Origin of the sequence: Streptomyces sp. NPDC017676 (assembly GCF_044329325.1) — a bacterium.
GTDB lineage: Bacteria > Actinomycetota > Actinomycetes > Streptomycetales > Streptomycetaceae > Streptomyces.
In genome coordinates, this window is the sequence record NZ_JBIRJA010000017.1 from 75,640 (window position 1) to 96,204 (window position 20,565).

General features: G+C 71.0%; 17 protein-coding genes. 10 read left to right on the plus strand and 7 right to left on the minus strand.

What is annotated here, in order from left to right; genetic code table 11:
* Positions 1 to 16: 16 nt before the first annotated feature.
* Positions 17 to 862: a DUF5707 domain-containing protein gene (locus tag ACH4LD_RS31970; protein ID WP_398057692.1), complete on the minus strand. Its 846-nt coding sequence runs from the start codon at positions 860 to 862 to the stop codon at positions 17 to 19.
* A gap of 276 nt (positions 863 to 1,138) precedes the next feature.
* Between ACH4LD_RS31970 and ACH4LD_RS31975 the strand changes: the two genes are divergently transcribed.
* From ACH4LD_RS31975 to ACH4LD_RS31985, 3 genes are all read left to right on the plus strand, one after another.
* Positions 1,139 to 2,545, plus strand: coding sequence for a class II fumarate hydratase (locus ACH4LD_RS31975; protein WP_398057691.1), 1,407 nt, complete (start codon positions 1,139 to 1,141; stop codon positions 2,543 to 2,545).
* 84 nt (positions 2,546 to 2,629) lie between these two features.
* A complete protein-coding gene (locus ACH4LD_RS31980) occupies positions 2,630 to 3,319 on the plus strand; it encodes a DUF402 domain-containing protein (RefSeq protein WP_398057690.1) in 690 nt (229 codons plus the stop codon).
* 325 nt (positions 3,320 to 3,644) lie between these two features.
* Positions 3,645 to 5,768, plus strand: coding sequence for a SpoIIE family protein phosphatase (locus ACH4LD_RS31985; RefSeq protein WP_398057689.1), 2,124 nt, complete (start codon positions 3,645 to 3,647; stop codon positions 5,766 to 5,768).
* Positions 5,769 to 5,843: 75 nt separating this feature from the next.
* Here the strand turns inward: ACH4LD_RS31985 and ACH4LD_RS31990 are convergent, their stop codons facing one another.
* Complete coding sequence (locus tag ACH4LD_RS31990; protein WP_398057688.1) at positions 5,844 to 8,201, minus strand: transglycosylase domain-containing protein; 2,358 nt, start codon at positions 8,199 to 8,201, stop codon at positions 5,844 to 5,846.
* A gap of 229 nt (positions 8,202 to 8,430) precedes the next feature.
* Between ACH4LD_RS31990 and ACH4LD_RS31995 the strand changes: the two genes are divergently transcribed.
* The 5 genes from ACH4LD_RS31995 to ACH4LD_RS32015 all read left to right on the plus strand — a co-directional run bounded on the left by ACH4LD_RS31995 (position 8,431) and on the right by ACH4LD_RS32015 (position 13,245).
* Positions 8,431 to 9,366 carry an SPFH domain-containing protein gene (locus ACH4LD_RS31995; RefSeq protein ID WP_398057687.1) on the plus strand — a complete coding sequence of 312 codons (936 nt, stop codon included), beginning with the start codon at positions 8,431 to 8,433 and terminating at the stop codon, positions 9,364 to 9,366.
* Positions 9,363 to 9,608 carry a hypothetical protein gene (locus ACH4LD_RS32000; RefSeq protein WP_132790565.1) on the plus strand — a complete coding sequence of 82 codons (246 nt, stop codon included), beginning with the start codon at positions 9,363 to 9,365 and terminating at the stop codon, positions 9,606 to 9,608. The genes ACH4LD_RS31995 and ACH4LD_RS32000 overlap by 4 nt, the downstream gene beginning before the upstream one ends.
* A gap of 93 nt (positions 9,609 to 9,701) precedes the next feature.
* A complete protein-coding gene (locus tag ACH4LD_RS32005) occupies positions 9,702 to 10,229 on the plus strand; it encodes a PadR family transcriptional regulator (RefSeq protein WP_103815803.1) in 528 nt (175 codons plus the stop codon).
* Complete coding sequence (locus ACH4LD_RS32010) at positions 10,226 to 10,915, plus strand: ABC transporter ATP-binding protein (RefSeq protein ID WP_132790563.1); 690 nt, start codon at positions 10,226 to 10,228, stop codon at positions 10,913 to 10,915. Before ACH4LD_RS32005 ends, ACH4LD_RS32010 begins: the two co-directional genes overlap by 4 nt.
* Positions 10,912 to 13,245, plus strand: a complete 2,334-nt coding sequence (locus ACH4LD_RS32015) for an ABC transporter permease (RefSeq protein ID WP_398057686.1) — start codon at positions 10,912 to 10,914, stop codon at positions 13,243 to 13,245. The genes ACH4LD_RS32010 and ACH4LD_RS32015 overlap by 4 nt, the downstream gene beginning before the upstream one ends.
* Positions 13,246 to 13,313: 68 nt before the next feature.
* On the opposite strand, the gene ACH4LD_RS32020 is transcribed toward ACH4LD_RS32015, so the two are convergent.
* Positions 13,314 to 14,261 carry a LysR substrate-binding domain-containing protein gene (locus ACH4LD_RS32020; RefSeq protein WP_398057685.1) on the minus strand — a complete coding sequence of 316 codons (948 nt, stop codon included), beginning with the start codon at positions 14,259 to 14,261 and terminating at the stop codon, positions 13,314 to 13,316.
* Between the two features lie 132 nt (positions 14,262 to 14,393).
* Here ACH4LD_RS32020 and ACH4LD_RS32025 point away from each other — a divergent pair, with 132 nt between their 5' ends.
* Together ACH4LD_RS32025 and ACH4LD_RS32030 are read left to right on the plus strand one after the other, a co-directional pair.
* A complete protein-coding gene (locus ACH4LD_RS32025) occupies positions 14,394 to 14,948 on the plus strand; it encodes a peroxiredoxin (RefSeq protein ID WP_103815807.1) in 555 nt (184 codons plus the stop codon).
* Between the two features lie 3 nt (positions 14,949 to 14,951).
* Positions 14,952 to 15,485, plus strand: a complete 534-nt coding sequence (locus tag ACH4LD_RS32030; RefSeq protein WP_103815808.1) for an alkyl hydroperoxide reductase — start codon at positions 14,952 to 14,954, stop codon at positions 15,483 to 15,485.
* Positions 15,486 to 15,507: 22 nt separating this feature from the next.
* On the opposite strand, the gene ACH4LD_RS32035 is transcribed toward ACH4LD_RS32030, so the two are convergent.
* The 4 genes from ACH4LD_RS32035 to ACH4LD_RS32050 form a co-directional block, all read right to left on the minus strand.
* Positions 15,508 to 16,839 (minus strand): AI-2E family transporter, encoded by a 1,332-nt coding sequence (locus tag ACH4LD_RS32035; RefSeq protein WP_398057684.1) that lies wholly within the window; start codon positions 16,837 to 16,839, stop codon positions 15,508 to 15,510.
* Positions 16,840 to 17,000: 161 nt separating this feature from the next.
* Positions 17,001 to 17,717 (minus strand): transglycosylase SLT domain-containing protein, encoded by a 717-nt coding sequence (locus ACH4LD_RS32040; RefSeq protein WP_181140626.1) that lies wholly within the window; start codon positions 17,715 to 17,717, stop codon positions 17,001 to 17,003.
* Positions 17,718 to 18,107: 390 nt separating this feature from the next.
* Entirely contained in the window at positions 18,108 to 19,433 is a 1,326-nt protein-coding gene (locus ACH4LD_RS32045) for a PhoH family protein (protein WP_014674686.1), read from the minus strand.
* A gap of 348 nt (positions 19,434 to 19,781) precedes the next feature.
* Positions 19,782 to 20,555, minus strand: a complete 774-nt coding sequence (locus tag ACH4LD_RS32050; RefSeq protein ID WP_103815811.1) for an isoprenyl transferase — start codon at positions 20,553 to 20,555, stop codon at positions 19,782 to 19,784.
* Positions 20,556 to 20,565: the final 10 nt, after the last annotated feature.

Sequence of the window (20,565 nt, forward strand, 5' to 3'; positions counted from 1 at the left end):
AGCTGGTGTACCTGCGTCAGCGGACGTCGACGTAGTCGTAGGCGTCCGCGACGGACGAGGTGCTGTTGCCCGCGTAGTGGAAGCGCCAGGTGCCGTCCGCGGAGGCGGTCACGGTGGTCTTCAGGTAGCCGCTGGACGAGCTGGTGATCGTCTTGACGGTGCTGTAGGTGCTGCTGCCGGCCTTCTTGAACTGGAGCTGGACGGCCTGGCTCCCGTAGCCGTAGTACTTCCCGTAGCTCCAGCTCGCGCGCTTCAGAGTGCCGGTGACCGTGATGGCCTTGCCCTTCGCGACGGGCTCCGGACCGGCGTTGAAGCCGCTGAAGCTGGCGGCCCGCTTCACCCAGTGGTTCTTGTAGGTGTCCTTCTGGATGTAGTCGGCGTCATTGCCGACCGCCCAGGCGGCGACGTTCCACTTGCCGTTGAGGGCGCTGTCGTAGAGGTCGTCCGACGTGGCGGTGATGGTGATCTTGCAGGTGGCGGAGGTGGCGCTCCAGTTGTCGCAGGTGGCGTCCGCGTCCGTGTAGAGCAGCCCGTCCGCGTCGGGGTTGTCCGGGTCGAGGCTGGTGCCGTGCCACAGGAAGGCGCCGGCGGAGTAGATGCCGGACGGGTCGGTGGCGGTCACGTAGATGTTGAAGGACTTCTGACCGGTGCCGACGACGACGTCCTTGTTGCCGTTGACGGTGACCTTGGTGATCGTGGTGTCACCCTCGGTGTCGTCCGCCGGCGCCTTGGCCGAGAAGGGCGTCATCTTCGCGGCGGTACCCGCCGGGTCGTCCGCCGCCTGTGCCGCCGGTGCGACGAGGGCGGTGAGCGCCACGGCCCCGGAGATGGTCGCGGCGGTCAAACTGGCACGAATGCGCATGTGTCTTCCCCATATGAAGAGCCACGGCAGTGGTGGGGGCACTGCCGGGCCCGTGAGAGTCCGAGGAGTCTGTTGACTCTCCCGTGAGGACTCGCGACTTCCGGGAACGGTTGTACGGATGAGGAAAAAGTTTTTGAACGGGTCATGACCTCGGTGTGAACCGGGCGCGCCGGGCACCTGGCGACCAGCGCGTCGACCCCAGCCCGTGCCCGCGCGCCGCGTCGCGCCGGGAACATCACGCCGCCGCGCGATGCTGTCCACCAAGGAGGTGTCCCAATGACAGACGGTCAGACAGAAGGCCGGCAGTACCGCACCGAGCACGACTCCATGGGTGAGGTCCGGGTCCCGGTCCACGCCAAGTGGCGGGCGCAGACGCAGCGTGCCGTGGAGAACTTCCCCATCTCCGGACAGCGCATCGAGCGGGCGCACATCGAGGCGCTGGCCCGCATCAAGGCGGCGGCGGCGAAGGTGAACGCCGAGCTGGGCGTGCTGGACAAGGAGGTCGCGGAGGCGATCCAGGACGCGGCCGGCGAGGTCGCCGCGGGGAAGTGGGACGAGCACTTCCCGGTGGACGTGTTCCAGACGGGCTCGGGGACCTCGTCCAACATGAACACCAACGAGGTCATCGCGACGCTGGCGACCGAGCGGCTCGGCCGGGACGTGCACCCCAACGACCACGTGAACGCCTCGCAGTCGTCCAACGACGTCTTCCCGTCGTCCATCCACATCGCGGCCACCGCGGCCGTCACCCATGACCTGATCCCGGCCCTGGAGCACCTGGCCGCCTCCCTGGAGCGCAAGTCCGAGGAGTTCGCGGAGGTGGTCAAGTCGGGGCGGACGCATCTGATGGACGCGACGCCGGTGACGCTCGGGCAGGAGTTCGGCGGGTACGCGGCCCAGGTGCGGTACGGCGTCGAGCGGCTCAGGGCCTCCCTCCCGCGCCTCGCCGAGCTCCCGCTGGGCGGCACGGCCGTCGGCACCGGCATCAACACCCCGCCCGGCTTCTCCGCCGCCGTCATCGAGGAGGTCGCCCGGGTGACCGGGCTGCCGCTGACCGAGGCCCGGGACCACTTCGAGGCGCAGGGCGCCCGGGACGGCATCGTGGAGACCAGCGGGCAACTGCGGACCATCGCGGTCGGCCTGACGAAGATCGCCAACGATCTGCGCTGGATGTCCTCCGGACCGCGCACCGGTCTCGCCGAGATCCGGCTGCCCGACCTCCAGCCCGGCTCCTCGATCATGCCGGGCAAGGTCAACCCGGTGGTCCCGGAGGCAGTGCTGATGGTCGCCGCGCAGGTCGTCGGGAACGACGCCACCATCGCCACCGCGGGCGCCGCCGGAAACTTCGAACTGAACGTCATGCTCCCGGTCATCGCCAAGAACGTCCTGGAGTCGGTCCGGTTGCTCGCCAACGTCTCACGGCTGCTGGCCGACCGGACCGTCGACGGCATCACCGCCGACCGCGAACGCGCCCGCGAGTACGCCGAGTCGTCCCCGTCGGTGGTGACCCCGCTGAACAAGTACATCGGGTACGAGGAGGCCGCGAAGGTCGCCAAGAAGTCCCTCGCCGAGCGCAAGACGATCCGCCAAGTCGTCCTGGAGAACGGGTACGTGGAGCGCGGCGACCTGACACTGGAACAGCTCGACGAGGCGCTGGACGTCCTGCGGATGACGCGCCCGTAACCGGGAGCGGACCATTCGGGCCACCGGGGTACCGCCGTGACCCGCGCCGCAGCGTCGTGTGCCCGTGGCACCTAATATCTGTGCATGACGGACGACGGAGCGATGACACGAGTGGCGGCGGGACCGGCGACCTACTGGACCCCGGGGACGCACATCCTGTGGCGCTACCGGGCGAACGGCGGCGAGCGGTACCACATCGCCCGGCCGGTCACCGTCGTACGCGACGACGCGGACCTGCTGGCGGTGTGGCTGGCCCCCGGCACCGAGTGCGTGAAGCCGGTCCTGGCCGACGGCACGCCCGTGCACCTGGAGCCGCTGGAGTCCCGGTACACCAAGCCGCGGACGGTCCAGCGGGACCGCTGGTTCGGCACGGGCGTGCTGAAGCTGGCGCAGCCCGGCCGGCCCTGGTCGGTGTGGCTGTTCTGGGAGCCGGGCTGGCGGTTCAAGAACTGGTACGTGAACCTGGAGGAGCCGCTGGCCCGGTGGGCGGGCGGGGTGGACTCCGAGGACCACTTCCTGGACATCTCCGTGCACCCGGACCGGAGTTGGCACTGGCGCGACGAGGACGAGTTCGCGCAGGCCCAGCGGGACGGGCTGATGGACGCGGCGACCGCCGAGCAGGTGCGGGCCGCCGGCCGGGAGGCGGTGGAGGTGATCCGCGCGTGGGGCCCGCCGTTCGGCGACGACTGGCCGCGCTGGCGCCCGGACCCGTCCTGGACGGTACCTTCCCTCCCCGAGGACTGGGACCGCGCACCCGCGCGCGTATCCTCATGAGACCCTTGATGCGCCCCCAGGCAAGAAACGTAGGATCGTCCTCCGCAAGGGCGTAGCAGAGCAACTTCCGGGGCATGCGCCGGGCTTGACCGATCGTCACCGAGGGGCAGCAGGACGTGAGCGAGGGGTACCAGGGCACCACCACGAAGGCGTGCGGCGACCGGGCCGCCGGCCGCGCGGAACTCGCCACCGGCACAGCGTCCGTCTGCGACCCGGCGGCAATTCCGTTCCTGGGGCACGTATTGCGGGTATCGGGATGTCGGCGGGACCAACTGCGCGCCCGGCGCACCCGGCGCGCAGCCCCGGACGGATGGATGCGACACGCGTGACGGAGCAGCCCACCTCCTTCGGACGCCCCCAGCCGGGCGTGGACCCCGCGGATGCCCGCGGGGCGCTCCTGCGTACCCAGCAGCAGTCCCAGAAGCCTCCGGCGCAGCTCGGCGATCCGGCCTTACCCGCACAGGCCCGGGCCGACGCGGCGCCGTCCGGACCGGGCACCGCCACCCCCTGTGGCAAGGGGAAGCAGCCCGCAGCCGGCCAGGGGAAGGAGCCCTCCGTCAACGGCCCCGAGCACGCCCAGCCCTCCGGCACCGAACCCGACGCCCACCGCCCGCGCCCCGCGCCGGAGGCCATCCCGGCGCAGCCCGGCGCCGAGCAGCAGCGGTCGCCGGGCGGTCAGGAACGCCGTACCGGACAGGCTCCGCCGCCGGGGCGGCCGATGCCCATGCGGCGCGACGGGGACCGGCTCAGGTTCGTGGGCGCGGCCACCCGGCGGATCGCCCGCGGGCTCGACCTCGACGAGATCGTCATGGGGCTGTGCCGGGCCACCGTGCCGACGTTCTCCGACGCGATCCTGGTCTATCTGCGCGAGCCGCTGCCCGTCGGTGACGAGCGGCCCAGCGGTCCGGTGGTGCTGCGGCTGCGCCGCACCGACCGGATACCCCAGGAGCGGGACACCGACGGGGTGCTGCTGCCGCCGGCGTTCGAGCCGGAGCCGGAGCCGTCCGTGCTGTCGGACCTGTCGGCGCTCACCGCCGAGCTGTGCGAGGTGCGGCCGGGCGGCGCGCTGAACGAGGTGCTGCGCGGGGTGCGCCCGGTGTTCGCCGACGCGCCCGCGGCCCGGGACGCGCTGCCCGAGCTGCTCGGCGAGGGCGGTGAGGCGGTCGTACCCGGCGAGCGGCACGCGATCCTCGCGCCGTTGCGCGGCCGGCGCCGGGTGATCGGCGCGGCCCTGTTCCTGCGCCGCCCGGACCGGCTCGCCTTCGAGGCGGACGACCTGCTGGTGGCCGCGCAACTGGCCACGCACAGCGCGCTCGGCATCGACAAGGCGGTGCTGTACGGCCGCGAGGCGTACATCGCCGACGAGTTGCAGCGCACCATGCTGCCCGAGACCCTGCCCCGGCCGACCGGCGTCCGGCTGGCCTCCCGCTACCTGCCGGCGGCGGAGACCGCTCGGGTCGGCGGCGACTGGTACGACGCGATCCCGCTGCCCGGCAGCCGGGTGGCGCTGGTCGTCGGTGACGTGATGGGCCACTCGATGACCTCGGCGGCGATCATGGGCCAGCTGCGCACCACCGCGCAGACGCTGGCCGGTCTCGATCTGCCGCCGCAGGAGGTGCTGCACCACCTGGACGAGCAGGCGCAGCGCCTGGGCACCGACCGCATGGCGACCTGCCTGTACGCGGTCTACGACCCGGTGACGCACCGCATCACGATCGCCAACGCCGGCCATCCGCCGCCCGTGCTGCTGCACCTGGGCGGGCGGGCCGAGGTGCTGCGGGTGCCGTCGGGCGCGCCGATCGGGGTCGGCGGGGTCGACTTCGAGGCGGTGGAGCTGGAGGCGCCCGCCGGGGGGACCCTGCTGCTCTACACCGACGGCCTGGTGGAGTCCCGGCTGCGGGACGTGTGGACCGGCATAGAGCAGTTGCGGGAGAAGCTGGCCGCGACCGCGCGGCTGACCGGCCCGGACCATCCGCCGCCGCTGGAAGCGCTGTGCGACGAGGTGCTGGACATGCTCGGCCCGGGCGACCGGGACGACGACATCGCGCTGCTCGCCGCCCGCTTCGACGGGATCGCGCCGAGCGATGTCGCCTACTGGACGCTGGAGCCGGAGGACTCCGCTCCGGGCCAGGCCCGCCGGCTGGCCCGGCGCGCGCTCGCCCGCTGGGACCTGGAGGAGCTGACGGACTCGGTGGAGCTGCTGGTCAGCGAGGTCGTGACGAACGCCGTGCGGTACGCGTCGCGGCCGGTGACGCTGCGGCTGCTGCGCACGGACGTGCTGCGCTGCGAGGTCGGCGACGACGTGCCGCAGCTTCCGCGCCTGCGGCAGGCGCGGGCCACGGACGAGGGCGGGCGCGGCCTGTACCTGGTCAACCGGCTGGCCCGGCGCTGGGGCGCCACCCGGCTGAGCACCGGCAAGGTGGTGTGGTTCGAGCTGAACCGCGGCTGAGCGGCTGCGCGACCCCGTGACATGCGACAGGGCGCCCGGTGTGACCGGGCGCCCTTCGCTGTGTCCTGTCTGGGGCTACGGGACGTTCTCCGGGTCGAGCGGGTTCTCCGGGCTGATCGACGTCGTCGGCGGCCCGCTCGTCGGGGTCTGGGTCGGGGTCTGGGTGGGCGTCTGGCTGGGGGTCTGGGTCGGCGTCCGCGAGGGCGTCTCGGTCGGCGACTGCGACGTCTGCGAGGGCGTCTCGGTCGGCGTCCGGCTGGGGGTCTGGGTCGGGGTGTGCGTCCAGGTCGGCGTCTCGGTCGGCTCGACGGCCGCGCCCTGCGTGGTGTTCAGGTCGAACTTCGCCTTGTCGGTGACGCCGAAGGTGTACGTGGCCCAGATCTGCGCCGGGTAGCCGCCGCCGTTGATCCGGCCGGGCGGCGGGAGCAGGCCGGTCGCGCCCTTCATGGACACGTGGGCCTTGGTCTTCGGGTCCTCGCCGAACAGGCCGACGGAGGTGACCAGGTCGGGGGTGTAGCCGGTGAACCAGGCCGACTTGTTCTCGTCGGAGGTACCGGTCTTGCCCGCCACCTGCTGGCCGTCGCGCAGCGGGTTGTTCGCCACGGACTGCTTGGCCGTACCGTCGTCGACCACGCCGGTGAGCACCGAGGTGACCGTGTCGGCGGCCGTACGGCTGATCACCGAGCCGCCGACCGGGTTCGGCATGTCGACCGTACGGCCCCTGTTCTCGGCCGACTTGATGATCGTCGGGGTCACCTTGTAGCCGTGGTTGGCGAAGGTGGCGTAGATCCCGGCCATCTCCAGGGGGCTGGCGCCCATGGAGCCGAGGGTCTGGGCGGGCACGGCCTGCATGCCCTTGGTGTTCATGCCGAGCTTGCCCGCCGTGCTCATGACCTTGTCCATGCCGACGTCCACGCCCATCTGCGCGAAGACGGAGTTGACGGACTTGTTCATCGCCTGCTGCACGGTGATCTTGTCGTAGTCGACGTCGTCCTCGTTCGGCGGGGCGAAGCCGACCTTGGTGCCGTGGTCCACGACCTGGCGGCGGCTGGTGCCGTCGTAGACGGTGCTCGCGGTGATCGGCTTGCCGTCCTGGGTGGTGGCGTTCTGCTCCAGGGCGGCGGCGAGGATGACCGGCTTGAACGTGGACGCCGGCTGGTAGTCCTGGCGGGTGGCGTTGTCGTAGTAGTGCTTGTAGTAGTCCTGGCCGCCGTACAGCGCGACGATCCGGCCCGTCTTGGGGTCGACGGAGACGGCGCCGGCCTGGATGGCGCCGTCGACCTTGCGCTTCTTCGGGTCGAGCTTGCCGGTCAGCTGCGTCCTGACGGCCTTCTCCAGCGCGGCCTGCTTCTTCCGGTCGATGTTGAGGGTGATGGTCCAGCCCTTGTCGACGACGGCGTTCTCCGCCTGGGACTGGGTCAGGCCCTCCCGCGCCATGAGCTGCTGCTCCAGCTGCTGGTTGGCGAGTTCGACCAGGTAGCCCTTCTGCCCGCCGAGGCCGGGGGCACCCTTGGGCTCCTTGGGGTAGGGGAAGTGCAGGCCGTCCCGCTCGGTCTTGGAGAGCCAGCCCTCCTCGACCATGTTGTCCAGCACGTAGTTCCAGCGCTGCTGGACGAGCCGCTTGCCGGTCTTGGTGGCCACGGCCCAGTCGTACTGGCTGGGGGCCTGGAGCAGGGCGGCGAGGTAGGCGCCCTGCTCGACCTTCAGGTCCTCGGCGTCGACGTGGTAGTAGGCCTGGGCGGCGGCCTGGATGCCGTAGGCGTTGCGGCCGTAGTAGCTGGTGTTGATGTAGCCGGCGAGGATGTCGTCCTTGGACTTCTCGCGGTCCACCTTGAGTGAGATGACCAGCTCCTTCAGCTTGCGCGTGACGGTCTGGTCCTGGTTCAGGTAGTAGTTCTTGACGTACTGCTGGGTGATCGTGGAGCCGCCCTGCTTGCCCTTGCCGGACAGCGTGTTGAGCAGACCGCGGGCGGTCCCGCGCAGGTCGACGCCGGAGTCGTGGTAGAAGCTCTTGTTCTCGGCGGCGACGAAGGTGAGCTGGACCTTGCGGGGCACCTTCGACAGGTCGACGATCTCGCGGTTGACCTCGCCCTTGCGGGCCAGAATCGTTCCGTCACTGAACTTGTAGACGTTGCTCTGCTGCTGGGCGGCGGCGTTTCCCTCGGGGATGTCCACGTACAGGTACAGGCCGATGAAGCCCAGGATGCCGAGCAGGCACACGCCGAAGAAGGTGCCGAGGATCTTCTTCCAGCCGAAGATCCGGCGTATGAGGCTCTTGGCGGGTTTGCCGGACGCGGGCTTGCCGGACGCGGACCCCCCGCCGGAGGCGCCGGACGCGGTGGCCGCCGGGGGCGTGGGCGCGGAGCGGCGGCGCTTGGGTGCCGCGCGGTGGCCGCCGCGCTGTCGCGCTCGTCTCTCTTCCGCTCGTCCCATGGGTCCCTACGCTCGCTTCCGTCTCGGGGTCAGCTCCGAAAGCTAACACCCCTCTATATGACAAAGGGCGTCCGATCCGTTCTTTTACGGACGTGACAATCAGCACCTGCCCCATCGGAACCGACGGCTGTGACTGGTCCGAGGTTGCTCGGCGGGGTAAAGTGATATCAGTTAGCTAGAACTGCGCTAGGCAGACAGAGCCAGGCGACACCAGAACCGGGGGTCCCCTATGTCCATATCCGAGCCGGCCGCCACCGCCGACGTCCCCGAGATGCCCGCGCCACGGGTGCGGGAGTTCACCGCCCACAGCATCGGCGGCGGACTCGCCCTGCTGCTCGGCCTGATCGGGCTCGGCGCCGCGGTCGCGCTGTTCGCGGCCTCCGGGGCGGCCTCCTCCGGCGCGGCCCGGGGCGGGCTCGTCGCCGCCGGCGTCCTCGTCCTGCTGGCGTCCGTCATCGCGATGCGCGGCCTGAACACGGTCGCGCCGGGCGAGGCCCGGGTCGTCCAGCTCTTCGGACGCTACCGGGGCACGATCCGGCAGGACGGTCTGCGCTGGGTGAACCCCTTCACCTCCCGGACCCGGATCTCCACCCGGGTGCGCAACCACGAGACCGCCGTACTGAAGGTCAACGACGCCTACGGCAACCCGATCGAGCTCGCCGCGGTCGTGGTGTGGAAGGTCCAGGACACCGCCCAGGCCACCTTCGAGGTCGACGACTTCGCCGAGTTCGTCGCCACGCAGACCGAGACGGCCGTGCGGCACATCGCCATCGAGTACCCGTACGACGCCCACGAGGAGGACGGCCTGTCGCTGCGCGGCAACGCCGAGGAGATCACCGAGAAGCTGGCCGTGGAACTCCAGGCGCGGGTGGAGGCGGCCGGGGTGCGGGTCATCGAGTCCCGCTTCACGCACCTCGCGTACGCTCCCGAGATCGCCTCGGCGATGCTCCAGCGGCAGCAGGCGGGTGCGGTCGTCGCGGCCCGCCGGCAGATCGTGGACGGCGCGGTCGGCATGGTCGAGGCGGCGCTGGCCCGCATCGCGGACGCGGACATCGTGGAGCTGGACGAGGAACGGAAGGCGGCGATGGTGTCGAACCTGATGGTGGTGCTGTGCGGGGACCGGGCCCCCCAGCCGGTCCTCAACACGGGGACGCTCTACCAGTGACGGATCCGGTGACGGACCCCTCGGGGACCCCGAAGCGCCGGCCGCAGCAGCGCAAGCAGGTGCTGCTGCGGCTGGACCCGCTGGTGTACGAGGCGCTGGCCCGGTGGGCCGGGGACGAGCTGCGCTCGGCGAACGCGCAGATCGAGTTCCTGCTGCGGCGCGCCCTGGCGGAGGCGGGGCGTCTGCCGAAGGAGGCCGGACCGCTGCCGCGGCGGGGCCGGCCGCCTGTGTCAGAACCGTGACAATCGGCCCCCACCTGCGGGGCCGTACCGCCCGCCACGCTCACCGCACGGCGTGTATACATCCCGCGTATACACCGTGTGTAGAGTGCTGCCATGTCCATCGGTCACACCCTTCTAGGGCTCCTGGAGTCCGGCCCGCGCCACGGCTACGACCTCAAGCGGGCCTTCGACGAGAAGTTCGGTCACGACCGGCCGCTGCACTACGGCCAGGTCTACTCCACGATGTCCCGGCTGCTGAAGCACGGCCTCGTGGAGGTCGACGGGATCGAGGCCGGCGGCGGCCCCGAGCGCAAGCGGTACGCCATCACCGACGCCGGCGTCACCGACGTCGAGCGCTGGCTCGCCACCCCGGAGAAGCCGGAGGAGTACCTCCAGTCGACCCTCTACACCAAGGTCGTCCTGGCCCTGCTCACCCACCGCGACGCCACCGACATCCTCGACACCCAGCGGGCCGAACACCTGCGCAGCATGCGCATCCTGACCGACCGCAAGCGCAAGGGCGACCTCGCGGACCAGCTGATCTGCGACCACGCCCTGTTCCACCTGGAGGCCGACCTGCGCTGGCTGGAACTGACCGCCGCGCGCCTCGACAAGCTCCGCGCGGAGGTGGTGGCCAAGTGACTCCCCCGCCCGGCACCCTGCTCGCCGCCGAGAACCTGCGCAAGTCCTACGGCCCCACGGTCGCGCTCGACGGCGCGGAGTTCTCCATCCACCCCGGCGAGGTCGTCGCCGTCATGGGCCCCTCCGGCTCCGGCAAGTCCACGCTGCTGCACTGTCTGGCCGGCATCGTGCCGCCCGACTCCGGCTCCATCACCTACGACGGCCGCGAACTGGCCGGCATGAACGACGCCGGGCGCAGCGCCCTGCGCCGCAGCGAGTTCGGCTTCGTCTTCCAGTTCGGGCAGCTCGTCCCGGAGCTGACCTGCGTGGAGAACGTGGCGCTGCCGCTGCGCCTGAACGGCACCTCCCGCAGGGAGGCCGAGCGGGCCGCGCTGAGCTGGATGGAACGCCTGGAGGTGGACGACCTCAAGGGCAAGCGGCCCGGCGAGGTCTCCGGCGGCCAGGGCCAGCGGGTCGCGGTGGCGCGGGCGCTGGTCACCGGACCCCGGGTGCTGTTCGCCGACGAGCCGACCGGCGCGCTCGACTCCCTCAACGGCGAACGCGTGATGGAGCTGCTGACCGACGCGGCCCGCTCCACCAACGCCGCCGTCGTCCTGGTCACGCACGAGGCCCGGGTGGCCGCCTACTCCGACCGCGAGATCGTCGTACGCGACGGCAGGTCCCGCGACATGGAGCGCGCCATATGAACGTCCGGCAGTGGTGCAGAGACCTGGGCATGGGGGCCCGGTTCGCCGTCACCGGCGGACGCGAGGGCTGGGTCCGGATGCTGCTGACGGCGGTCGGCGTCGGCCTGGGCGTGGCCCTGCTGCTGCTGACGACGGCGCTGCCGAACGTGCTGACGGCACGGCACCAGCGCGGACAGGCCCGCCAGGACCTCACCTTCAGCGCGGCCGTGCCGCCCAAGGGCGAGAACACCGTGCTGGTCGGCACGACCGACACCGAGTGGCACTCCAGGGACATCCGGGGCCGGCTGCTGGAGCCGGAGGGTGCGCGGGCGCCGCTGCCGCCCGGTCTCGACCGCTTCCCGGCACAGGGCGCGATGGTGGTCTCGCCCGCGCTGAAGGAGCTGCTCTCCTCGGAGGGCGGGAAGCTGCTGCGGGAGCGGCTGCCGTACCGGATCACCGGCACGATCGGCGAACCCGGACTGGTCGGCTCGCGCGAACTGACCTACTACGCGGGTGCCGAGGGTCTGAAGGTGACCAAGAGCAGCTCGCGGGTGGTGCGGCTGACCGCGTTCGGCGATCCGCACCCCACGACCGAGCGGACCGACCCGGTGCTCATCCTGATGACGCTGGTCGTGTTCGTCGTTCTGCTGACACCGGTCGCCGTCTTCATCGCCGCGGCCGTACGGTTCGGCGGCGAGCGGCGCGACCGCAGGCTGGCCGCGCTGCGGCTGGTGGGCTCCGACAGCCGGATGACCCACCGGATCGCGGCGGGCGAGGCACTGGCCGGGTCGCTGCTCGGGCTGGCCGTCGGCGCGGTGTTCTTCCTGATCGGACGCCAGGCGGCGGGCTCGGTGGAGGTCATGGGGGAGAGCTTCTTCCCCAGCTACCTCGACCCCTCCCCCGCGCTGGTCGCGCTGGTCGCGGTGGCGGTCCCGGCGGCCGCGGTGCTGGTGACGCTCCTCGCGATGCGCGGGGTGGTGGTGGAACCGCTCGGCGTGGTGCGTACGGCCAAGCAGCCCCGGCGGCGCCTGTGGTGGCGGCTGCTGCTGCCGCTGGCGGGCCTCGCGATGCTGTATCCGATGATCGGCGACGGCCGCACCCACGGCGACTTCAACCAGTACCTCGTCATCGGTGGCGTGCTGCTGCTCCTGGTCGGCGTCACCGCGCTGCTGCCCTGGCTGGTGGAGGCGTTCGTCGCCCGGCTCGGCGCGGGTGCGGTCTCCTGGCAACTGGCCGTACGACGACTCCAGTTGAGCAGCGGCACGGCCGCCCGCATGGTCAACGGCATCGCGGTGGCGGTGGCCGGGGCGATCGCACTGCAGATGCTGTTCGCGGGCGTGGAGGGCCAGTACACCAAGGACACCGGCCGCGATCCGCACCGGGCCTCGATGGAGGTCGACCTCACGGACCGGTCCCGGCTGCCGGTCGCCGCCCGCGAGTTGGCCCGCACCCGGGGCGTCAAGGCGTCCATGGCCATCTCCTCCGGCGGACTCTCCGACAAGCGCCGCGATCCCGGCACCACCGCGAGCCTCACCGTCGGCGACTGTGCCGCGCTGCGCGAACTGGTGCGCCTGCCGTCCTGCCGGGACGGGGACGTGTTCGTCCTCCCCCGCGCGGACGACGACGCGGCCGTGCGAGCCCTCATGCGGCCGGGCCGGCGCGGTTTCATCGACGCCACCTACACGGACAGCGAGCGCGGGCGGGAGATCCCCTGGACGGTGCCGTCCGGTCTGCGGCAGGTGACCGCCCGCAAGGACACGCTCCGGCCGGACATCACCGGCCTGCTGCTGACCCCGTCCGCGCTGCCCGCCGGGGCCGCGTCGACGCTGTACCACCAGGTCTACGTCCGCCTCGACCTGTCGGTGCCGTACGCGGACGAGTACGTGCGCAACACGGCCGCACGGGTGGACCGCCTCGCCAGCGCCTGGCGCTGGGCGGCGACCGAGCAGTCCAACCGGTACACCTCCCTGCGCACCGGCCTGTTCATCGGCGCGGTCTGCGTACTGGCGCTGATCGGGGCGAGCCTGCTGGTCTCCCAGCTGGAGCAGTTGCGCGAGCGGCGCAAGCTGCTGTCGTCACTGCTCGCCTTCGGCACCCGGCGCCGCACGCTCGGCCTGTCGGTGCTGTGGCAGACGGCCGTACCGATCACGCTCGGGCTGCTGCTGGCCTCGGCGGTGGGCCTGACCCTCGGCACGGTCCTGCTGAAGATGACGGCGACCCCGGTCTCCGTCGACTGGGCGAGCGTGCTGTCCCTGACCGGCGCCGGCGCGGCGGTGGTCCTCGCGGTCACGCTGCTGAGCCTGCCGCCGCTGGTCAGGATGATGCGGCCGGAGGGCCTGCGTACGGAGTGAGTCCGCCGTCGACGGGCTGCGGTGCCGTCGTGGCCGGTCGAGCGGTGCCCCGCGCCCCTGCGGGGCGCTCACGCCTCCAGCACCCTTACGGGCAACGCCCGCAGCGCCTCCCGCAAGGCGCCCGCCAACTCCTCGTACTCCGCGGCGCGCGCCGCCCCCGCGCGCATCGCGAACGCGACCCGGCGGCTCGGGGCGGGCTCGGCGAAGTATCCGGTCAGCAGCCGGCTGCTGCGGGTGGTCTCCAGCTTGAGCGCGGTGCGCGGGAGCAGCGTGCAGCCGAGGCCGCCGGCCACCAGCTGGACCAGCGTGGACAGGCCGGCCGCCGTGGTGGTGACCGGGGCGTCCTCGCGGCCGGCCTCCCGGCAGATGTCCAGCGCCTGGTCGCGCAGGCAGTGCCCCTCGTCGAGGAGGAGCAGGTTCAGCTCCTTCAACGCCTCGCGCGGGATGCCCTCCCGGCCGCCGAGCCAGTGGTCGAGCGGGGTGACGAGCACGAAGTCCTCGTCGAAGAGGGGGAGTTCCAGGACTCCGGGGACGCCCAGCGGCACGGCCAGCAGCAGCAGGTCGAGCCGCCCGGAGTTCAGGCCCTCGACCAGGTTGGCGGTCTGCTCCTCGTGCACCTGGAGGTCGAGGTGCGGGTAGCGGTCGTGGACGAGCCGCAGCACGGTCGGCAGCAGGTACGGCGCGACCGTGGGGATCACCCCGAGGCGCAGCACGCCCGTGAAGGGCGCCCGGACCGCCTCGGCCTCCTCCAGCAGCGCGCCCACCGCGTCCAGCACCGCCTTGGCCCGCACGGCCAGCCGCTCCCCCGCGGGCGAGAGCAGCACCTTGCGGGTCGTACGCTCAAGGAGGGTGACGCCGAGAGTCTCCTCCAGGGTCGAGACCGCGCCCGAGAGGGCGGGCTGGCTCATCCCGATGGCCGCCGCCGCGTCCCGGAAGTGCAGGTGCTCGGCCACGGCGGCGAACGCCCGTAGCTGCGCCAGGCTCGGCTGCCTGCGTTTGCCGTTGCTCACGGTCACTGATAACTACCTCCGATCAACACGACCGAGTGTAGCTATTTCACTAATCAATGCACCCTGTGCCAACATCGACCACGTCCAACCCATGGGAAACACCCCAAAAGGGAAGTTTCTTCGCTGCAAGGAGAGCGCGTGCTCACTGTCGGTGACAAGTTCCCCGAGTTCGAACTGACCGCCTGCGTCTCGCTGGAGAAGGGCAAGGAGTTCGAGCAGATCCACCACAAGTCCTACGAGGGCAAGTGGCTGGTGGTCTTCGCCTGGCCCAAGGACTTCACGTTCGTGTGCCCGACCGAGATCGCCGCGTTCGGGAAGCTGAACGACGAGTTCGCCGACCGCGACGCCCAGATCCTCGGCTTCTCGGGTGACTCCGAGTTCGTCCACCACGCCTGGCGCAAGGACCACCCGGACCTGACCGACCTGCCGTTCCCGATGATGGCGGACCCCAAGCACGAGCTGATGCGCGACCTCGGCATCGAGGGCGAGGACGGCTACGCCCAGCGCGCCGTCTTCGTCGTGGACCCGAACCACGAGATCCAGTTCACGATGGTCACCGCCGGTTCCGTGGGCCGCAACCCCAAGGAGGTCCTGCGGGTCCTGGACGCCCTGCAGACCGACGAGCTGTGCCCCTGCAACTGGACCAAGGGCGAGCAGACCCTCGACCCGGTCGCGCTGCTGGCTGGTGAGTGACCCGTGTCGCTCGACTCCCTGAAGTCCCGTATCCCGGACTACGCCAAGGACCTGAAGCTCAACCTGGGCTCGGTCATCGGCAACTCGGACCTGCCCGCGCAGCAGCTGTGGGGCACGGTGCTGGCGACCGCCATCGCCTCCCGTTCCCCGATCGTGCTGCGTGAGCTGGAGCCGGAGGCGAAGGCGAACCTCTCGCCGGAGGCGTACCAGGCCGCGAAGTCGGCCGCCGCCATCATGGCGATGAACAACGTCTTCTACCGCACCCGGCACCTGCTGTCCGACCACGAGTACGGCACCCTGCGCGCGGGCCTGCGGATGAACGTCATCGGCAACCCGGGCGTGGAGAAGGTCGACTTCGAGCTGTGGTCGTTCGCGGTCTCCGCGATCAACGGCTGTGGCATGTGCCTGGACTCGCACGAGCAGGTGCTGCGCAAGGCCGGCGTGGAGCGCGAGACCGTCCAGGAGGCGTTCAAGATCGCCTCCGTGGTGCAGGCGGTCGGCGTCACCCTCGACGCCGAGGCCGTACTGGCCGAATAAAGCCGTACGCCGAGGACCCCGCTCACCCCTGGTGGGCGGGGTCCTGCGCGTCCGGGGCCTCGGTCTCCTCCACGGGCTCGGCGGAGGCGTGCTGCTGGACCTCCTGCGAATACTGCCGCAGGTACCCCACCACCGTGTTCGTCACCGCCACCAGCGGTACGGCCACCACCGCGCCGCCGATGCCGGCCACCATGCCGCCGGCGGCCACGGTCAGGACGACCGCCAGCGGGTGGACCCGGACCGCGCGGCCCAGGATGAACGGCTGCAGGACGTGCCCCTCGATCTGCTGGACCGCGAGGACGACGACGAGGGTCATCACGGCGGTGAAGACGCCCTGGGTGACCAGGGCCACGATCACCGCGAGCGCGCCGGAGGCGACCGCGCCGACCAGCGGGATGAACGAGAACAGGAAGATGAAGACAGCCAGCGGGACGGCCATCGGCACGTCCAGGAAGTAGATGCCGATGCCGATGAAGATGGCGTCGATGAGGGCGACCAGGACCGTGCCGCGCACATAGGCGGTCAGGGTGCGCCAGGCGCGCGGACCGGCGCCGGCCACGCCCGGACGGGCGGCGGCGGGCACCAGCTTCAGGAACCACTGCCAGATGCGCTTGCCGTCGTAGAGCAGGAACAGCGTCGAGAAGAACACCAGCAGGATGCCGGTGAGGGCCTCCACGATGACCTGGACGCCCTCCAGACCGGCCGACGTTATCTGGTCGGCGTTGGCGCCGATCGCCTCGCGGAGGTTCTTGGCGATCTGGTTGATCTGCTTGTCGGTGACGTGGAACGGGCTCTTCAGCAGCCAGTTGCGCAGGTCGTCGATGCCGCTCTGGATCTGGTTGGAGAGCGTGTCGATGTTCTCCATGACCTGCCAGGTCACGAACCAGCCCATCAGGCCGATGACGACGAAGCCGCTGATGGCGGTGAGCGCGGTGGCCGGGCCGCGCGGCACCCCGCGCCGGGTGAGCCGGGCGACCGTCGGCTGGAGCAGCGCGGTGACCAGCAGCGCGATGACGAAGGCGAACACCACCAGTTGGATGGCGCTGATGACCCGCATCAGCACCCAGACCGTGCCGGCCAGCACCAGCAGCCGCCAGCCCGCCTCGGCCGCGACCCGGACGCCCCACGGCACGGCCTCGGCCGGATCGGGGCGGGGACCGGACGGCGCTGCGGGCCGGCGGACGGGCGCGGCCGTGACGGCAGGCGCGTCGGCCGGCCCCGGATCGGCGGACGCGGCGGGCTCGACGGCTTCGCCGTGCTCCTTCTCCACCTCGGCGCGGCGCTCGTCCAGGCGCTCGCTCATCTCGGTGAGACCGGCTCCCAGCCGGCCGAGCCAGCCTGGCACTCGCGACATGATCCGTCCTCTTCCCCCGCGTCCCCGGGTGCTCGCCACCACTCCCCCCTGGAGTCGTTCGGATACGACCGTACAGGGCGAAAGCCCCTCCCCTAAGGACGGGGAGGGGCTGCGCGAGGTTGAGAGAGCACCGGCGTGAGGCGCCGGTACCGGCAGAGCGTCTAGTACCAGTGGTTGGCCTGCCAGAACGACCAGGCCTGGCACGGGCTGCCGTACCGGCCGTTCATGTAGTTGAGGCCCCACTTGATCTGGGTGGCCGGGTTGGTCTGCCAGTCGGCGCCGGCCGAGGCCATCTTGGAGCCGGGCAGGGCCTGGAAGAGGCCGTAGGCGCCGGAGGAGGCGTTCACCGCGCGGTAGTTCCAGCTGGACTCGTGGTTCACGATGTTGCTGAAGCACCCGTACTGGTCGCCGGCCACCATCTGACGCGCCATCGCCTGGATCTGCGCCACGGAGTAGCTGCCCTGGACCGGGAAGCTGGAGGAGTCGCGGACGTCGGTCCCACGGCTGGCCGCGGCCTTCGCCTCGGCGCGCTCCTTGGCCTCCTTGGCCGCCTTCTCGGCGAGCTCCTTCTTGGCGATCGCGGTCTCGGCGGCAGCCTTGCGGGCCGCTTCCTCGGCGTCCTTCTTGGCGCTCACGTCCGCGGCGATGGCCTGGGCGTCGGCCTGCTGCGTCAGGGACGCGGTCTGCACCTGCGCCTGCTGACCCGCGGGTATGTCGGCGAGGAGCGTGGTGTCGGCTGCCGTCGCCTCGGCGTCGTTGGTCTGCGCGGTGCTGCCCGAGGCAACGCCGACGACGCTTCCGACAGCGGTGACCGCGGTGGCGGAGGCCACTGCGAATCCCCGGACCGAAATCCGGCTCACACGGTTTCCTTCCAGCATCGCCCGCTTCGGTGACCCTGGCGGACGCGATCGTGCCCCTGACACTGGCCTCCCAACTGCGGGGTCACGGGAGGCGCGGGCCCGGTGGGCAACTCCCCCGGAGGGAGCGCCGCGTGGTGCTCGGGCGGCATACGACGAACTCTATGGAGTTGGTGGTGCTCAGGTGGCGTCGTACCGCTGGGGGTACAGCTGTGTCGTATGCGGGGCCTGACAGGAACGAGACTCTGCCGTAACCGGACGCCGCGTGGCAATTCTGTGTTGCGTGTGAAAGCTCACATCCCGTTTGGCCCTGGGGATTTCAGGAAAGCTCCACGCACGAAGGCGCCGCCCGGCTAGGCTCGTGGCCTTTGCCGGACGGCGCCAACAGCCGTCACCTGCACGCGAGATACGTCAGATGTGACCGTCCTCCAGCATTTCGGTCACAAGCGCCGCAATCTGGGACCTCTCGGAACGCGTCAGCGTGACGTGGGCGAAGAGCGGGTGCCCCTTCAGTTTCTCCACCACGGCGACAACGCCGTCGTAGCGTCCTACGCGCAGATTGTCCCGCTGTGCCACGTCATGCGTGAGAACGACACGCGAATTCGCGCCGATCCGGGACAGAACAGTCAGCAGGACGTTCTTCTCCAGGGACTGCGCCTCGTCCACGATGACGAACGCGTCGTGCAGCGAGCGCCCGCGGATGTGGGTGAGCGGGAGCACCTCCAGCATCCCGCGCGCGGTGACCTCCTCGATGACCTCCCGGCTGGTGACCGCCGACAGGGTGTCGAAGACGGCCTGGGCCCACGGGCTCATCTTCTCCGCCTCGGTACCCGGCAGATAGCCCAGCTCCTGCCCGCCGACCGCGTACAGCGGCCGGAAGACCATCACCTTCTGGTGCTGGCGGCGCTCCAGGACCGCCTCCAGGCCCGCGCACAGCGCCAGCGCCGACTTGCCGGTGCCGGCCCGCCCGCCCATCGAGACGATGCCGACGTCCGGGTCGAGCAGCAGGTCGAGCGCGATGCGCTGCTCGGCGCTGCGGCCCTTGATGCCGAACGCCTCCCGGTCGCCGCGCACCAGCCGGACATTGCCCTCGGCGGTGACCCGGCCGAGCGCCTTGCCGCGCTCGGACTGGATGGTCAGGCCGGTGTGCACGGGGAGGTCGGCCGCCTCCGGTACGTACACGTGCCCTTCCTCGAAGAGGACGTCCACCTGCTCACCCGGCAGGGTGAGTTCGGTCATCCCGGTCCAGCCGGAGTTCTCCGTGATGGCCAGTTCGGCCCGGTACTCCTCGGCGAGGAGGCCGACCGAGGACGCCTTGATCCTGAGCGGCAGGTCCTTCGACACGACGGTGACGTCGAACCCCTCGGCCTGCAGGTTGCGGGCCACCGCGAGGATGCGCGAGTCGTTGTCCCCCAGGCGGTAGCCGGTGGGCAGCACGCTGGGATCCGAGTGGTTGAGCTCGACCCGGACCGTCCCGCCCAGTTCCCCGATCGGGATGGGGGCATCGAGGCGACCGTGCTTCACCCGGTAGTCGTCCAGCAGGCGCAGTGCCTGGCGGGCGAAGTAGCCGAGCTCCGGATGGTGCCGCTTGGCCTCCAGCTCCGTGACCACCACGATCGGGAGCACGACCTCGTGCTCGTCGAAGCGGGCCAGGGCGTTCGGGTCGGCCAGCAGGACGCTGGTGTCGAGAACATACGTGCGCCGGTCGGGCTTGTGGCGCTTTGTGCTGGTCACCACGGAAAGACGTACCCCCTCGGATGAGGTCGGGGAGCGACGAAGTGATGCTGGACCGGTGTCCGGCCCCCGCGCACGGCGGGCCGTGAACCGGCCCTCCGCGGCTGCTTCCGTGCGGTGACCGCACGGTCGGGCTGGTGCAAAGGGCCTCCCGGGCGGGCGACCCCGTGCCGCCCGCTGAGATCCGACGCCCGTGGTTCGGGCGTCGACCTGCTTGGCTTATGCCCTCGATGATGCGCGGCCATGCAAATGCGGCCACCAGCGCGCCGGTGAACTCCTCGTTACATCCCCGCCAATCGGGGTAAACGACGACGCCCCGTCACCGAGCGGCGACGGGGCGAGGCCGGCGGGTCAGCCTCCGTACCGGCGGTGACGTGCGGCGTAGTCGCGCAGGGCGCGCAGGAAGTCGACCTTCCGGAAGGCCGGCCAGAAGACCTCGCAGAAGTAGTACTCCGAGTGAGCGGTCTGCCAGAGCATGAATCCGGACAACCGCTGTTCCCCGCTGGTGCGGATCACCAGGTCGGGATCGGGCTGGGCGCCGGTGTACAGGTGACGGCCGATCATGTCGATGTCGACGGACTCGGCGAGTTCCTCCATGGACACGCCCTTGTCCTGCGCGTCCAGCAGCATGGAGCGCACGGCGTCGGCGATCTCCTGCCGGCCGCCGTAGCCGATGGCCACGTTGACGAGTATCCCGTCGATGTGGGCGGTGGCCTCCTCGGCCTCCTTGAGGGCCGTCTGCATCTGCGCGGGCAGCAGGTCCATCGTGCCGACGTGGTGCACCCGCCAGCGGCCGTCGGCGGCGAGGGTGCGGACGACGTCCTCGATGATGCCGAGCAGGGGGACGAGCTCCTCCTGCGGCCGGTCGAAGTTGTCGGTGGACAGCAGCCACAGGGTGACGACCTCGACGTCGGTCTCGGTGCACCAGCCGAGGAACTCCTCGATCTTCTCGGCACCGGCCCGGTGCCCGTGGACGGTGCTGGAGCCGGACGCCTTAGCCCAGCGGCGGTTGCCGTCCATGATGACGCCGATGTGCTTGGGCACCTGAGCGTGGTCCAGGTGGCCTTCCACCCGGCGTGCGTAGAGCCTGACGAGCAGGCCGCGCAGCTTGTCGCGCAGGTTCACGTGACCCTCC

Coding starts and splice junctions, on each gene's coding strand:
- ACH4LD_RS31970 (WP_398057692.1), bottom strand. CDS start 862: ATGCGCATTCGTGCCAGTTTGACCGCCGCGACCATCTCCGGGGCCGTG.
- ACH4LD_RS32015 (WP_398057686.1), top strand. CDS start 10,912: ATGAACGTCCGGCAGTGGTGCAGAGACCTGGGCATGGGGGCCCGGTTC.
- ACH4LD_RS31980 (WP_398057690.1), top strand. CDS start 2,630: ATGACGGACGACGGAGCGATGACACGAGTGGCGGCGGGACCGGCGACC.
- ACH4LD_RS32005 (WP_103815803.1), top strand. CDS start 9,702: ATGTCCATCGGTCACACCCTTCTAGGGCTCCTGGAGTCCGGCCCGCGC.
- ACH4LD_RS32040 (WP_181140626.1), bottom strand. CDS start 17,717: ATGCTGGAAGGAAACCGTGTGAGCCGGATTTCGGTCCGGGGATTCGCA.
- ACH4LD_RS31990 (WP_398057688.1), bottom strand. CDS start 8,201: ATGGGACGAGCGGAAGAGAGACGAGCGCGACAGCGCGGCGGCCACCGC.
- ACH4LD_RS32035 (WP_398057684.1), bottom strand. CDS start 16,839: ATGTCGCGAGTGCCAGGCTGGCTCGGCCGGCTGGGAGCCGGTCTCACC.
- ACH4LD_RS31995 (WP_398057687.1), top strand. CDS start 8,431: ATGTCCATATCCGAGCCGGCCGCCACCGCCGACGTCCCCGAGATGCCC.
- ACH4LD_RS31975 (WP_398057691.1), top strand. CDS start 1,139: ATGACAGACGGTCAGACAGAAGGCCGGCAGTACCGCACCGAGCACGAC.